This is a genomic window from Diaphorobacter sp. J5-51, assembly GCF_001023515.1.
GTDB classification, from domain to species: domain Bacteria; phylum Pseudomonadota; class Gammaproteobacteria; order Burkholderiales; family Burkholderiaceae_C; genus Diaphorobacter; species Diaphorobacter nitroreducens.
Map to the genome: position 1 here is coordinate 25,409 of NZ_JSYI01000015.1, position 14,150 is coordinate 39,558.

Annotated in this window: 16 protein-coding genes; 3 read left to right on the forward strand and 13 right to left on the reverse strand. The window is 68.4% G+C overall.

The genetic code is table 11. The features are described from left to right. Positions 1 to 27 precede the first annotated feature (27 nt). Complete coding sequence (locus tag OX89_RS01730; RefSeq protein ID WP_047349336.1) at positions 28 to 558, forward strand: phosphatidylglycerophosphatase A; 531 nt, start codon at positions 28 to 30, stop codon at positions 556 to 558. 5 nt (positions 559 to 563) lie between these two features. Continuing rightward, positions 564 to 1,103: a CinA family protein gene (locus tag OX89_RS01735; RefSeq protein WP_047349337.1), complete on the forward strand. Its 540-nt coding sequence runs from the start codon at positions 564 to 566 to the stop codon at positions 1,101 to 1,103. Between the two features lie 230 nt (positions 1,104 to 1,333). Here the strand turns inward: OX89_RS01735 and OX89_RS01740 are convergent, their stop codons facing one another. From OX89_RS01740 to argS, 11 genes are all read right to left on the reverse strand, one after another. Beyond that, entirely contained in the window at positions 1,334 to 2,164 is an 831-nt protein-coding gene (locus OX89_RS01740) for a YecA family protein (protein ID WP_011803816.1), read from the reverse strand. Between the two features lie 481 nt (positions 2,165 to 2,645). Next, positions 2,646 to 3,947, reverse strand: coding sequence for a UDP-N-acetylglucosamine 1-carboxyvinyltransferase (locus OX89_RS01745; RefSeq protein WP_047349338.1), 1,302 nt, complete (start codon positions 3,945 to 3,947; stop codon positions 2,646 to 2,648). Beyond that, positions 3,935 to 4,420 (reverse strand): putative toxin-antitoxin system toxin component, PIN family, encoded by a 486-nt coding sequence (locus OX89_RS01750; RefSeq protein ID WP_047349339.1) that lies wholly within the window; start codon positions 4,418 to 4,420, stop codon positions 3,935 to 3,937. The genes OX89_RS01745 and OX89_RS01750 overlap by 13 nt, the downstream gene beginning before the upstream one ends. Further along, positions 4,410 to 5,732 (reverse strand): class I SAM-dependent RNA methyltransferase, encoded by a 1,323-nt coding sequence (locus tag OX89_RS01755; protein WP_047349340.1) that lies wholly within the window; start codon positions 5,730 to 5,732, stop codon positions 4,410 to 4,412. The genes OX89_RS01750 and OX89_RS01755 overlap by 11 nt, the downstream gene beginning before the upstream one ends. Then, positions 5,729 to 6,172 carry a thioesterase family protein gene (locus OX89_RS01760; protein ID WP_047349341.1) on the reverse strand — a complete coding sequence of 148 codons (444 nt, stop codon included), beginning with the start codon at positions 6,170 to 6,172 and terminating at the stop codon, positions 5,729 to 5,731. Before OX89_RS01760 ends, OX89_RS01755 begins: the two co-directional genes overlap by 4 nt. 3 nt (positions 6,173 to 6,175) lie before the next feature. Continuing rightward, positions 6,176 to 7,753, reverse strand: a complete 1,578-nt coding sequence (locus tag OX89_RS01765) for an RNA polymerase factor sigma-54 (protein WP_047349342.1) — start codon at positions 7,751 to 7,753, stop codon at positions 6,176 to 6,178. Positions 7,754 to 7,805: 52 nt separating this feature from the next. Next, positions 7,806 to 8,558 (reverse strand): LPS export ABC transporter ATP-binding protein, encoded by a 753-nt coding sequence (gene lptB / locus OX89_RS01770; RefSeq protein WP_012655406.1) that lies wholly within the window; start codon positions 8,556 to 8,558, stop codon positions 7,806 to 7,808. Between the two features lie 23 nt (positions 8,559 to 8,581). Then, the gene (lptA, locus tag OX89_RS01775; RefSeq protein ID WP_041838776.1) at positions 8,582 to 9,241 is read right to left on the reverse strand and encodes a lipopolysaccharide transport periplasmic protein LptA; all 660 of its coding nucleotides are present in this window, start codon (positions 9,239 to 9,241) and stop codon (positions 8,582 to 8,584) included. Between the two features lie 173 nt (positions 9,242 to 9,414). Beyond that, complete coding sequence (locus OX89_RS01780; RefSeq protein WP_011803808.1) at positions 9,415 to 10,065, reverse strand: thiol:disulfide interchange protein DsbA/DsbL; 651 nt, start codon at positions 10,063 to 10,065, stop codon at positions 9,415 to 9,417. A 58-nt stretch (positions 10,066 to 10,123) separates the two neighbouring features. Next, positions 10,124 to 10,750: an SPOR domain-containing protein gene (locus OX89_RS01785; protein WP_047349343.1), complete on the reverse strand. Its 627-nt coding sequence runs from the start codon at positions 10,748 to 10,750 to the stop codon at positions 10,124 to 10,126. 12 nt (positions 10,751 to 10,762) lie between these two features. Then, a complete protein-coding gene (gene argS, locus OX89_RS01790) occupies positions 10,763 to 12,466 on the reverse strand; it encodes an arginine--tRNA ligase (protein WP_047349344.1) in 1,704 nt (567 codons plus the stop codon). A gap of 125 nt (positions 12,467 to 12,591) precedes the next feature. Here argS and OX89_RS01795 point away from each other — a divergent pair, with 125 nt between their 5' ends. After that, complete coding sequence (locus tag OX89_RS01795; protein ID WP_011803805.1) at positions 12,592 to 12,924, forward strand: PsiF family protein; 333 nt, start codon at positions 12,592 to 12,594, stop codon at positions 12,922 to 12,924. A gap of 100 nt (positions 12,925 to 13,024) precedes the next feature. Here OX89_RS01795 and OX89_RS01800 read toward each other — a convergent pair whose 3' ends face one another. Together OX89_RS01800 and OX89_RS01805 are read right to left on the reverse strand one after the other, a co-directional pair. Continuing rightward, positions 13,025 to 13,480 carry a DUF2214 family protein gene (locus OX89_RS01800; protein ID WP_011803804.1) on the reverse strand — a complete coding sequence of 152 codons (456 nt, stop codon included), beginning with the start codon at positions 13,478 to 13,480 and terminating at the stop codon, positions 13,025 to 13,027. Positions 13,481 to 13,519: 39 nt separating this feature from the next. Then, positions 13,520 to 14,104, reverse strand: a complete 585-nt coding sequence (locus tag OX89_RS01805) for a DUF3016 domain-containing protein (RefSeq protein WP_047349373.1) — start codon at positions 14,102 to 14,104, stop codon at positions 13,520 to 13,522. Between the last annotated feature and the right edge of the window lie 46 nt (positions 14,105 to 14,150).

Here is a 14,150-nt window from a genome sequence, read left to right on the forward strand (position 1 = left end):
CGGCCGGCCCTTGCATCCTTGCCGCCCATGCCCGATACGCCGCCCCCCACCCCGCTGCCGCCCCACGCCCTGCGCCGCTTTCTGTTCGTGCACCCCGCGCACTGCATCGCGCTGGGCTTTGGCAGCGGACTGTCGCGTGTGGCACCGGGCACGGTGGGCACGCTGTGGGGGTGGCTGGCGTTCCTGGTGCTGCAACTGTGGCTCACGCCGCGCGGCATGGGGCTGCTGATCGCGCTGTCGCTGCTGCTGGGCTGGTGGGCCTGCACCGTCACCGCACGCCACATGCGCGTGGCAGACCCCGGCCACATCGTGTGGGATGAGATCGTCGCGATCTGGATCGTGCTGTGGCTGGCCATGCCCATGGGCTTCTGGGGCCAGCTCGCCGCCTTTGCGCTGTTCCGTTATTTCGATGCCGCCAAACCCGGCCCCGTGGCCTGGGCCGACCGGTTGTTCAAGGGCTTCGGCTGGCGCGGCGGCCTGGGGATCATGCTGGACGACCTGGTGGCCGGGTTCTGCACGCTGCTGGTGATCGCGCTGTGGCGCCACTGGTTCGGGTGAATGCCATGGAACTATCAAAAAAAGAGCTGCCAGCGCTTGATGGACAAGCGCTGGAGGCCGATTTGATTCATATCTCCACGGACCTGCTCGCACGCGGCTGGATGCTGGCCACGGCCGAGAGCTGCACCGGCGGCCTGATCGCCGCGGCCTGCACCGACCTGTCGGGGTCGAGCCAATGGTTCGAGCGCGGCTTCGTCAGCTATTCCAACGCCGCCAAGACCGCGCTGCTGGGCGTGCCCGCCGATCTCATCACGGCCCACGGCGCCGTGAGCGAGCCCGTGGCCCGCGCCATGGCCGAGGGCGCCGTGCGCCACAGCGCCGCGCAGGTCAGCGTGGCCGTGACGGGCGTGGCCGGCCCCACGGGCGGCAGCCCGGACAAGCCGGTGGGCACGGTGTGGTTCGGCTGGTGCGTGGCGGGCGCCACCCATTCGGAACTGCGGCGCTTTGGCGGAGACCGCGCCGCCGTGCGCGCCGCCACGGTGCGCCACGCACTGGGACGGCTGGCGCAGTTGCTGGCCCAGGCGCCCGCCCCTTCGCGCTCCTGACGGTCCCACTGGGCCTGGCGGCGCCGTAGCACCTGGGCAGGCCCAGAGCGCAATACCGGGCCACCGGCTGCGTGCCGCCCACTCAATGCCGGCGAATCGAACCGGGCCGCGTCAGACCGGGCCGCGTCAGACCGGGCCGCGTCAGACCGATCCGCGCCAGGCCGAGCCGCGCCAGGCCAGCTACACCAGGCAAGGCCGCGCCAGGGCAGCCACACCTGGCCACAGCCGCGTCAAGCCGCGCCGCAGCACTTCTTGTACTTCTTGCCGCTGCCGCAAGGACAGGGGTCGTTGCGGCCGGGCTGCTCGCCCTTGACGATGGTTTCCTGGCGCGGACCCAGGCTGCGCCAGAGCTGGCGCAGGTCGTACACGCCCCAGATGGCCTCGCCAAAGACCTCCAGGCGCTCCTGGCTGGTACTGGGCGGGCCGTCTTCGGCGTACATGCAGATCTCGGGCTTGCCGGTGTCGTCCTCAGTGAGGGCGACGATGGATTCGAGCGCGCCGTCCAGCCACTGGGCGGCTTCCTTGTCGCGCGGGGTGGCCCAGTCCTCGGGCCAGTTCTCCACGGCGAACATGAAGCCCAGCGCCCAGACCTGGCCGAAGGAAGGAATCTCCTGCCCCGCCATCTCGGCGCGCTCCTCCTCGGGCAGGCTGGCGATGGCGCCGCGCATGTCGATCACCTCGGGCTGGAAGGCGTTGTCGGCGTCCAGCGATTCGGCCTGCTCGTCCAGTTGCGCCTGCACCTCGGCGCGGCGCAGCTCCCACAAGGCAAGGAAGCGCTCCTGCTGCGCCAGGTCCTTGAACGTGGGCACCAGCGGCAGGGGCTCTCCTTCGGCCACGTCCAGCTCCAGGCCGTCGCCCAGCAGCATGGGCAGCCATTCCGCCGCGGGCACTGGGCGGCGCGTGCAGACCAGCGCCGTCAGGAAGCCGTCGCAGAACTCCCACTGCGGCACATCTTCCTCACGCGTGCGCAGGTCGTCCAGCAGGCTGTCGAGTTCGTCCAGTTCGTCCGGCCCCAGGGCGGGGGCGGCGGCGGATGCGGGGGTGTCGGAGGTGGCGTTCATGCGGAATCGGGCGGGGCTTGGACCCGCGGGCTAAGGAGGGGGAGGAACAGGGCCCCAGGAGGCCTGAGGCGCGCAGTGTAACGCCGCAGGTTGCGCACTAGCTATTGTATTAATAGCTGCTTGCGCTTATTACACAAGCGCTAGAGCTTGATTTGGCTTAAAAACAGAAACGCCCCATGCCAGGGCAATGGGGCGCAGCGGTCGGTAACAAAGGGCCGTCTGGGCGGCCCACCCAGCCTTATTGGCTGGCGATTTCCAGATGGGCCTCGCGGGCTTCTTGGATGAACTCGAGGATCAGACGGACGGCTTCGCGCATGGTGTGGTTTCCTGACTGAGATGCTCATCCGGTGCGGAACGGCGCGCATCTCATACGCCGACCAACACCGGGTTAACCACTAGGTGTTAACCCTTAGGCGTAAGTATGAACCACAATCCACTTTTGTGCTGCAGCGCAGCGAAGGCTGGGGCGATCAGGGCGCGGCTACTCCTCTGCCGTCCACTCCACCCGGGCCCCCAGGCTGCGCAGGTTCTCCACGAAGTGCGGGTGCGCGCGGCGGATGGGCGTGGCGTTGCGGATCTCCGAGCGCCCCGGGATACTGGCCGCGACCATGAACAGCGCGATCGCCACGCGGATGATGTAGGGGCTCTCCACCACCGCCGGCGCGAGCTGCCCGCCACCGAAGGTGACGATGCGGTGCGGGTCGGACTGGTACACATGCGCGCCAAACTTGGACAGCTCGCCCGTCCAGCCTAAAGCGCCGTCGTACACCTTGTTCCAGAACATGGCGTTGCCCTGCGCGCGCACGCCCAGCGCGATGAAGATCGGCAGCAGATCCACCGGGAAATAGGGCCAGGGCGCGGCCTCCACCTTGGTCAGCACGTTGGGGGTGAAGGGCGTCTGCACCGTGAGCGGCCCGTCCACGAAGGCGCGCGACCAGCCGTCCCGGTGCTCCACGCGCACGCCAAACTTGGCAAACGTGCGGTCGATCAGCGGGAAGTTCTCCGGCGCGCTGTTCTTCACCACCACGTCGCCGCCGGTGATGGCCCCCAGCGCCAGGAAGGTGGTGATCTCGTGAAAGTCCTCGGCAAAGCGGAATTCACCGCCCCCCAGGTCGCCGCCGCCATGCACCGTAAGCCGCGAGGTGCCCACGCCCTCGATCTGCGCGCCCAGCATTTGCATGAAGCGGCAGAACTCCTGCACGTGCGGCTCGGACGCTGCGTTGGTCAGCGTGGAGGTGCCCTGCGCGGCCACGGCGCACAGCACGAAGTTCTCGGTGGTGGTCACCGAGGCATAGTCCAGCCAGTGGTGCACCGGCGTGAGCATGCCTACGCGGCGCACCAGCAACGAACCCTCGGCCCGCTCCACCTGGCCGCCGAAGCTGCGAAAGACCTCCACATGCGGGTCGATCTCGCGCACACCCAGGGTGCAGCCCTTCACGTTGTCCTCCAGCCGCGCCACGCCGAAGCGCGCCAGCAGCGGCGGCACCAGCATGATGGACGAGCGCATCTCCTCGGGCAGGCGGTGCGTGGCGGCGTCGAAGTGCGTGGCCTGGTGGTGCAGTTCCAGCGTGGCGCTGGCATGGTCCCAGCGCACCTCGCTGCCCAGGGTGCGGAAGATCTCCAGGATCTTGCGCACGTCGGTGATGTCGGGCACGCCCACCAGGCGCAGCGGCGCGCGCGTGAGCAGCGTGGCGCACAGCACGGGCAGCACCGCGTTCTTGTTGGCCGAGGGGGTGACGCGGCCACGCAGCGGCGTGCCGCCATGCACGATCAGGTTGGACATGGTTCGCAAACCTCTTCAAAAACAATAGCTGCCACCGCATGCGTGTCCTGCGTCAACAGCCGTTTTCGCATGCAAAGCACAGCCTTGTCCTTGGACACGATGATGGCGCGGTGCGCGACCGCCAGGTCGATGAACTTCTGGTCGTCCGCGTCCTTGCAGGCCCAGGGCGCGCGCGGCGCCACCTCGACCAGGCGCACGCCCGCGTCGAACGCCGTCAGTACGTCATCCGCACCCACGCCGTAATACGCCATGCGCGGCTGCAGGTGGGTGTACTGCAGCACGCGCTCCAGCTCGTCCCGCATGTGCTGCGTGGCAATCCAGTCCAGGCGCTGGGCCTGCAGCAGCGCACGCACGGCGGCCACGGCCGCGTCGGCGAAGATGAACAGGTCGAGCACGATGTTGGTGTCCAGCACCACGGCACGCGCGCTCTCGCCCGCCGGCGCCACGGCGGGCAGGCGCAGCTCAGGACGCATCCGAGGCTCCGCCGGCCGGCGCACCCGGCGCACCGTTGGCCGCGCCGCCCTCCCCCGCGTGGCCGGCGCGCGGCCGATCCCGCACGGCGCCCGCCACGAGGTCGAAGCGGAACAGGCGGCATTCGATGGGGCCGTTCCACAGCGGCACGCGGCGCGACTCCTTCAGGCGCATCTTGCCGGGCAGCTTGAGGTCGGGCGTGAGCATCCAGGCCTGCCAGCCGGCGTAGTGCTTCTTCCAGTGCGCGGCCAACTGCGCGAAGAAGTCCACGCCGTCCTCGGTCTGCGCCGTCTCGCGGCCCATGCGCTCGACCGTGGACATGCGCTCACGCGCATTGCGCCCCGCCGTGCCGGCCGCGGCGATGCGCTCGCCATACGGCGGATTCAGCAGCATCACCCCGGGTTGTTCACTGGGCGGCATGCGCTGCAGCGCGTCGCCCCCGCGCAGCTGCACCGCGTCGGCCACGCCGGCGCGCACGGCATTGCGCTGGGCAAAGTCCACCATGCGGTGCGACACGTCGCTGCCAAAAATCGGCACCGAGGCCGCGGTAACGGCGCTGGCCGCTTCATCCTTAATCGCAGACCAGACATGGGCCTGGTGCGGCAATAGCTTCTCGAAGGCAAAGCGCCGCTGCAGGCCCGGCGCGATGCGGCAGGCGATCTGCGCGGCCTCGATGACCACGGTGCCGCTGCCGCAGCAAGGGTCGTACAGCGGCAGCGGCTGCTCGCCATGCGGGTCCCAGCCGGTGGCGGCGATCATGGCGGCGGCCAGCGTTTCCTTGAGCGGCGCGTCGCCCTTGTCCTCGCGCCAGCCGCGTTTGAACAGCGGCTCGCCCGAGGTGTCGATGTAGATCTGGGCGCGGTCGCTGGTCAGGTGCAGGTGCACGCGCACGTCGGGCCACTGCGTCTGCACGTCGGGGCGCACGCCGGCCTTGGCGCGGAAGCGGTCGGCCACGGCATCCTTCACGCGCAGCGCGGCGAAGTTCAGGCTCTTGAGCGGGCTGTGCTGCGCCGTCACCTCCACCTTGAAGCTCTGGCGCGGGGTGAACCAGATCTCCCAGGCCACGTCGGCCGCGGCGGCATAGATGTCGTCCTCGTTGCGGTAGGGCCGCTCGGCCAGTTGCACCAGCACACGCTGCGCCAGGCGGCTGTGCAGGTTCAGGCGCAGCGCGTCGCGCCAGGAGGCGCGCAGCAGCACGCCCGCGCGGCCCACGAGCAGGTCCTGCCCGGCCAGCCCCGTGAGGCTGTGCACCTCGTCGGCCAGATAGCCCTCCACGCCAGCGGCGCAGGGCAAAAAGAGTTGAAGCTGGTTCATTGCGGCTGTGCTGCGCGCTGCAGCAATGGCTGGAGCACGGATTCAGGAATGGGTGCGGGCTTGCGGGCCGCACGGTCGATGAAGACGATGCCGGTCTTGCCGCGCGCGATCTCGCGCCCCTGGCTCTTCTCGGTCAACCGGAAGACGAGGTCGAAGCCGTAGCGGTTGAAGTCCTGCGGCGTCATCTCCACGCGCAGCGTCTCGCCGTGGAACGCCTCGGACTTGTACTGCGCCACGATGTCGCCCACCACGGTGGACAGGCCCGCCACGTCGGCCTCGGGGTAGCCCAGCGACTTGAAGAAACGCACGCGCGCCTCGGACACGAGTCTGAGCAACTGCGCGTTGTCCAGGTGCCCGCCCTGGTTGACATGGCTGATGTAGATCTGCAGCTCGGTACTGAAGCCGAAGTGCGGGGGAAGGTCGAAGACGACGCGTGCCATGGTTCAAAGTGCCTTGCGGATGTTGGCCGGGGCGATCTTGAGCGCCTCACGGTATTTGGCCACGGTGCGGCGCGCACATTCAATGCCCTGCTCCTTGAGCATCTCGGCGATCTGGCTGTCCGACAGCGGCTTGTGCGGGTTCTCGGCCGCGATGAACTGCTTGATGAGCGCGCGCACGGCCGTGCTGGAGGCGTTGCCGCCGGTTTCGGTGCCCAGCCCCGAGCCGAAGAAATACTTGAGTTCGTAGGTGCCTTGCGGCGTGGCCATGTACTTGGCGGTGGTCACGCGGCTGATGGTGGACTCGTGCAGGCCCAGTTCATCGGCAATGTCGCGCAGCACCAGCGGGCGCATGGCCAGTTCGCCATGCACGAAGAAGTTCTTCTGCCGCTCCACGATGGCGCGCGACACGCGCAGGATGGTGTCAAAACGCTGCTGGATGTTCTTGATGAACCAACGCGCCTCCTGCAGCCGTGCCTGCAGCGCCTGGTGGCCTTCGCCACGGCCGCCGCGCAACGCACCGGCGTAGATGTCGTGCACGCGCAGGCGCGGCATCACGTCCGGGTTGAGCTGCACGCTGAAGTTCTGCTGTCCGCCGCGGCCGGTTTTCTTGACGATCACGTCGGGCACGATGATGTTGCGGTCCACGTCGGCAAAGCGCCTGCCCGGGCGTGGCTCCAGCCGCGCGATCAAGGCCATCGCGGCGCGCGTGCGCTCTTCGCTGGTGCCGCAGGCCTGCGCCAGGCGGCGCACGTCGCGCTTGGCCAGCAGGTCCAGCGGCTGGCCGCAAATGGCCAGCGCGGCCTGGATCACGTCGGGGTCGCCCTCTTCGTCCTGGTCCATCGCACGCAGCTGCAGCGTGAGGCATTCGGCCAGGCCGCGCGCGCCCACGCCCGCGGGCTCCAGGCTTTGCAGCAGGCGCAGCGCCACGGTGAAACGGTGCACCAGTTCATCGAGTTGCTCGGGGTCTTCGGTGCCCGCCAGGCTGGCGGCCAGGTCCTGCAGCGACTCGTCCAGGTAGCCGTCGTCGTTCAGCGATTCGATGAGGAAGCGCAGCGCGGCCATGTCCAGCTCGGACAGGCGCAGCGCCAGCGCCTGGCGGTGCAGGAAGGCCGTGAGCGACTCCTGGCTGCGGGCCAGCTCGGTGGCGTCCACCTCGTCGTCGCTCCCCGCGCCGGCACCGTTGCGCGCCGGGGCGTCGCCGCCCCACTCGCTGTCGTCGGGCGCCAGGTCTACCGAGCCGTCGCCTTCCCAGTCCGCGGGTTCGGCCGTGGATTCGGCGGTGGAGGTTTCTGCATCATTTTGGCTTGTAGCGCTTTCCTGCCCTGCGCTGACAGCTCCTGAATAAATAGCATCCTCGGCTTCGCGGTCTTGCTCGCTCACCGGTGCATCGGCCTGGGCCAGGCCGAACTCCTCGCGCGGGGCCTCTTCCAGCGTGCGCTCCAGGAAGGGGTTCTCGTCGAGCATTTGCTCGACCTCCTGGGCCAGCTCCAGCGTGGACAGCTGCAGCAGGCGGATCGACTGCTGCAACTGCGGTGTGAGCGCCAGGTGCTGCGAGACGCGCAGCGACAGGCCGGGCTTCATGGCCTGCAACCCACTGTCTGGTCCTGCATCGCGCCGTGGTCGCCCATCACTCTCACATGCGGAAGTGCTCGCCCAGGTACACCCGGCGCACTTCCGCGTTGTCGACGATGTCCGACGGCGTACCCTGAGCCAGCACCTGGCCGTCGCTGATGATGAAGGCGTGGTCGCAGATGCCCAGCGTCTCACGCACGTTGTGGTCGGTGATCAGCACGCCAATGCCGCGCGCCTTGAGAAAGCCAATGATGCGCTGGATCTCGATCACGGCGATCGGGTCGATGCCGGCGAAGGGCTCATCCAGCAGGATGAAGCGCGGCTGCGTGGCCAGCGCGCGCGCGATCTCCACGCGCCGGCGCTCGCCGCCCGACAGCGCCAGTGCAGGCGACTTGCGCAGGTGGTCCACGCGCAGTTCCTGCAGCAGCGCGGTCAGGCGCCGCTCCACCTCGGCGCGCGGCAGGGAGCGGCCGGCCTCGTCGGTCTGCAGCTCCAGCACCGCGCGCACGTTGTCTTCGACATTGAGCTTGCGAAAGATCGAGGCTTCCTGCGGCAGGTACGACAGGCCCAGCCGCGAGCGCCGGTGGATGGGCATGTCCGTCACGTCCTGCCCGTCGATGCTGATGCGGCCGCCGTCGCTGCGCACCAGGCCGACGATCATGTAGAACGACGTGGTCTTGCCGGCGCCGTTGGGGCCCAATAGGCCCACCACCTCGCCCTTTTGCACGACCACGGACACGTCCTTGACCACCTTGCGGCTGCCGTAGGACTTCTCCAGGTGCAGCGCCTCCAGGCGGCTGACGCCTTCGCTCATGCGCGCATCGTCCAAGGCCGCGCTCACTTCGCGCCGTCCAGGCTGGGGCTGGTACGCAGCGCGGGCGGCTCGGTGCGCACGGGCGGCGTGGCGCTGGTGCCCGATGCAGGCTCCTTGGGCGCGAGCACCGCCCGCACCCGGCCGCCCGGCGTGCCGGCAGTGGCGCCAGCGGGCGCGGTCTTCTGCCCGTCCACGGTGAACACGTCCGTGAGGTTGTTGTAGACGATGAGGGCGCCGGCCAGCTCGTCGGTCAGTGTGGCCTCGCGGTAGCGGCGCAGCTCGGCGCGGCGGATGAGCTTCACCACGTCGGCGCGGCCGTCGTATTCGATGACCTCGCCCTCGCCCTCGACGAACTCGTCGGGCGCGCCCGGCGCGGTGTCACGCTTTTGCCGGAAAAAGGCGCGCTTGCCCGGCTCGGCCGTCACCACACCGTACTGGAAGCCGTCGGCATCCTGGCGCACCTCCAGCTGCGCGCCGCGCAGCACGATGGTGCCCTTGGTCATGACGACACGGCCGGTGAAAACGCTGGTCTGCTTGAGCTCATCGTGGCGCAGGGCATCGGCCTCGATGTTCATGGGCTTGTTGCGGTCGGCTTTTTCGGCGTGCACCAGCGGCGATGCGGCCAGCGCCAGGGCCAGCGCTGCGGCGCGGGACAGGAGGAGGAAGGGCAATCGGGTTCTCATAGAGGGCACGAATCTTGCGATCATTGTACTGACGCAAGCGCGCCGCCGCCGCAGTGGATCGCATCAACCCGTACAGGCCTGCCACCGGCCGCCATGCCGCCGCGCCAACCGGTGCGCAGGCATGAAAAAAGCGCGCCCGTAGGCGCGCTTGTCGCTGGTGGCGGCGGGGCGCTTCAGCCCTTGCGCGCTACGCCAACCAAGTGCTCCACCACCTGCAGCACGCTTTGCATGTTGCCCGCCATGGTGCCGTCGGTGTAGTAGCGGCCGGCCACTCCCATGGAGGGAACGCCCTCGACCTGGTAGCCGTCCTGCAGCTGCGACGCCTTGCGCACCTGGTTGGATACGGTAAAGGAGTTGTAGACCTCCTTGAACTTCGCCACGTCCACGCCCTGCTTGCCGATCCAGTCGAAGATCAGCTCGTCCTTGTTCAGCGGCAGGCGTTCCACGTGCACCGCACGGAACACCTTCGCATGCAGCTCGGGCAGCTTGCCCATGCCTTCCAGCGCGTAGTAGAGCTTTTGCTGCGGCACGAAGCTCGCATTGAACGCCACGGGCACGCGGCGGATGTGCAGGTCCTTGGGCGCCGACTTGATCCAGGCCTCCAGCGAAGGCTCGAACGTATTGCAGTGCGGGCAGCTGTACCAGAAGAACTCGATAACTTCGATCTTCCCGGCAGGTGCCTCGGTTGCGACGGGCTTGCCCAGCTTGACGTAGTCCTTGCCTTCCTTGAACTGGCGGCCTTGCGCCAGTGCGGGCGCCGCCAGCGGCAGGCTCAGGGCGGTGGCCGCGGAGGCGACGGTCAGAGAAAACTCACGGCGTTTCATAGGTTGGGATCACTCCTGGACAGTATGGAGGGTTGTGAGCGCCAGCGCGGGCAAAAGTTCAGCGCTGCACCCGGACCAGCGCGGACTCCACCCCCGCGCCATCGAGTTTTTCCTTCAGCGACTCGGCGTCGTCACGCTTGCCGAACGGGCCCACGCGCACGCGGAACACCGTGCGGCCGTTCTGCTCACGCTCGCTGACGCGCGCCTCCCAGCCCAGCATGGCCAGCTTGGCGCGCTGCGCATCGGCATCCTGCTGGGTGCGGAACGCGCCCGCCTGCACGAAGTATTCGAAAGGATCGGCACTGGTCGCGGGAGCGGGCGCCGCGTTGGCCTTGGCGCGGGCCAAGTCGCCCAGCGGGTCGGCCGACGTCGGTGCCGCGCCGGGCCGGCTGGCCGCCGCCCGCGGACCCGACGCAGGCTGGGCTGCGGCGGTCGCGGTGTCGGACGCGGGAGCGGCAGCCGGCGCAGCGGGGCGCACAGGGTTCTTGCCGTACAACGGCGCGTTGGGGTCCCAGTTCTTGTTCTTCGTGGCCTCGTCCTGCTCGGACGCACGCGGCGTGCTCTTGTTCAGGAAGGGCACGGGCACCTTGGTCACATACACGGCTACGGCCAGCGCGGCTCCCAGGCCCACGATCACCCCGAGGATGAAGCCCACGATGGTGCCGCCGCGTTGCTGTTTCTTCATATCAGTGGTCACTTACATTCTGGCTGGCGCAGACACGCCCAGCACCGCCAATCCATTGTGCAATACCTGCGCTGTGGCCGCGACGAGCGCCAGCCGCGCCTGCTTGACGGCCTCGTCGTCCACCAGAATGCGTTCGGCGTCGTAATAGCTGTGGTAGGCGGCGGCCAGGTCGCGCAGGTAGAAGGTCACGTCGTGCGGCGCATTGCCGGCCGCGGCTGCGGTGAGCATCTCGGGATACTTGGCGAGCAGCAGCATCAGCGCCTGGGCCTGCGGGCCTTCCAGCGGCGACAGGTCCACATCGCGCAGCGCGGCCACGTCGTAGTCCTCGCGCCAGCCGCGCAGCACCGAGCAGATGCGCGCATGGGCGTACTGCACGTAATACACGGGGTTGTCGTTGTTCTGCGCCACGGCCAGGTCGACGTCGAAGGTGTATTCGGTGTCGGGCTTGCGCGACAGCAGGAAGAAACGCACCGCGTCCTTGCTGGTCCACTCGATCAGGTCGCGCAGCGTCACGTAGCTGCCGGCGCGCTTGCTGATCTTGACCTCCTCGCCATTGCGCACCACGCGCACCATGGTGTGCAGCACGTAGTCGGGGTAGCCCTGGGGGATGCCCACGTCCGCCGCCTGCAGGCCGGCGCGCACGCGCGCGATGGTGCCGTGGTGGTCCGTGCCCTGGATGTTCACCACCTTGGTGAAGCCGCGCTGGAACTTCTGGATGTGGTAGGCCACGTCAGGCACGAAGTAGGTGTACGTGCCGTCCTGCTTGCGCATGACGCGGTCCTTGTCGTCCCCGTAGTCGGTGGACTTGAGCCACAGCGCGCCGTCCTGCTCGTAGGTCTTGCCGTTGGCGACGAGGCGCTGCACGGTAGCGTCCACATGGCCGTTGGCGTAGAGGCTGGACTCCAGGTAGTACTGGTCGAATTGGAGGTTGAAGGCCTGCAGATCCTTGTCCTGCTCATTGCGCAGGTAGGCCACGGCGAACTGGCGGATGTTCTCGTAATCCTCGACATCGCCATTCGCCGTGAACGCGCGGTCATCGGCCTGGACGGTGGACTTGGCGAGGAAGGCGTCGGCGATGTCCTGGATGTAGTCGCCGTTGTAGAAATTCTTGGCCAGCGGGTTGTCCGCGTCGGTGGGCCAGCAGTCATCCCCCGGCTTGAAGCCCTTGGCGCGCAGTTGCGTGCTCTTGGTGAGGGTGTCGATCTGCACGCCCGCGTCGTTGTAATAGAACTCCCGGTGCACGCTCCAGCCCTGGGTGGCGTACAGATGGCTGATGGCGTCGCCGATGGCGGCCTGGCGGCCGTGACCGACGTGCAGCGGCCCGGTGGGGTTGGCGGAGACGAACTCCACCAGGACTTTCTCGCCGCGCGCCGGCTGGTAGCCATATTGCGCGCCTTGCGCCAGCACCTCGTGCACCACCTGCTGCTTGGCGGCGGGCTTGAGGCGGATGTTCAGAAAACCGGGGCCGGCGATCTCGATGGCTTGCACCCATTTTTGGAACGCGGGCGTGGCCTCCAGCGCGGCCTGTAGCTGTTCGCCCAGTGCGCGGGGATTCTGCTTGAGGGGCTTGGCCAGTTGCATGGCGGCCGTGCACGCGAGGTCGCCATGGGCAGCGACCTTGGGGGATTCGAAGGCCGCGCGGCTGCCTGCGCCGGGCGACACCTTTTCCAGCTCGTCGGCCAGCGCCGCGAGCAATTCCTGTTTGACGGAGAGCATGGGGGCGGATTCTACGGGCCGACCCGTCATCCATTCGTGACCGCCCGGCGTTATGCTGGGTGGCCCGTGGGGCACTGCGTTGCCGGCGGGCGCATTCACCTTTTCCTTTTTTGCAGGAGCATTACATGAAGAAACTGCTTCCCCTGTTGGCCGCTGCCGGCTTTGCCCTTTCGTTCGCCGCACACGCTGCGGACGCCCCCGCGGCCGGCGCCTCCGCCCCCGCCAAGGCGCCCACGGCGCAGCAGACGCGCATGAAGACCTGCAATGCCGACGCCGGCGCCAAGAACCTCAAGGGCGACGAACGCAAAGCTTTCATGAAGGAGTGCCTGAGCGGCAACAAGGCGTCCACCCAGCAGGACAAGATGAAGAGCTGTAACGCGGACGCCGTTGCGAAGAACCTCAAGGGCGACGCCCGCAAGGCCTTCATGAAAGAGTGCTTGAGCGGCGCGGCCAGCTAAAGGACCGACGCACCGCACGGGCCCGCCCATCGGGCCTGCACGAGAAAACCCCGCGCGCCTGCCGCCCGCGGGGTTTCTTTTTTTGCCCTTCCCTCAGCGCTCAGCGCGTGCCCACGCCGCGTGCCAGGAAGACGGCCAACAGCGGAATCAGCGCCAGCAGATGGGCCTCGATCATCACCAGACGGCGCGTGCTGCGCACCTGGTCATCCGAGGGCAGCGCGCCGCCGGCGCGCACCGCACGGCGCCAGCGCAGGAAACGCATGGTCGGGACGATGGACATCAGCCCGATCACCACGAACAACGTGACCTTGGCATGCAGCAGCGGCTGCGACCAGTACCACGCCCCGCCCTTCATGCCCCACCAGGTGCGCGCCAGCCCGGTGGCCAGCACCAGCAGCGCCGAGATACCGTACAGCATGTCCACCCGCGCCAGCCGCTCGACTGCGGCCGCGTTCATCCACTCCTTGCGGCACAGCGCGGTCTCGCTGGCGAGGAAGGTAGCGGCCATGAGGAAGGCCAAGATGTGGGCATAGGCGAGCAGGGCTTCGGTGGTCACAGGTTTCCTTTCGGCAGAGGTACGCGCGGCGCGCATAGGTCATGGGCGGCGCGCGGAGAACTCCTGCGCCACCCAATCGTCGATCAGCGTCTTTTCGTGGCGCAGCTTGTCGCCAGGATAGCGGTCCCCGCGCATCTGGAATGCCAAGCCCGGCAGCGTGCGACTGCCTTCGGCCAAGGTACGGCCGTCTGGCGAGAGGCGCTTGAACTCCAGCGCGATGCGCGGCGGATGCACGTCGCGCACCACGCGCACCGCCTGGGCGGTGGCCCGCGCCGCGGGCTCGAATGCACCGGCGCGGCGCACGTCGGTGATGTGCACCTCCGCGCGCTCGCCCTCCGGCAAGGCTGCGGCCACGCGCTCGGCCAGGTGTTCGCACAGCGCATCCATCCAGGCACGCCGGGCCGCGGCGGGCTCGTGCGGGGTTTGCTCGCGCGCCTCGGCAAAGCCGGCCGGATCCGCGTAGGTGACACTGACCATGCCGGCCGGCACCCCGTGGGCGCGCGGCGTGGTTTCCGCGTGCCGGGCGGGCAAGGCGCAGCCGGCGACCAGGGCCAGCGCCATAACGGCCAGCATCCAGCGAGCGGCGGGCAACGCGGGGAGAACAGAAAGAACGGGAATGCGCATGAAAGCTCCTGTACGGTGGGCCGTGCGTACGGCCCCGGCATGATGG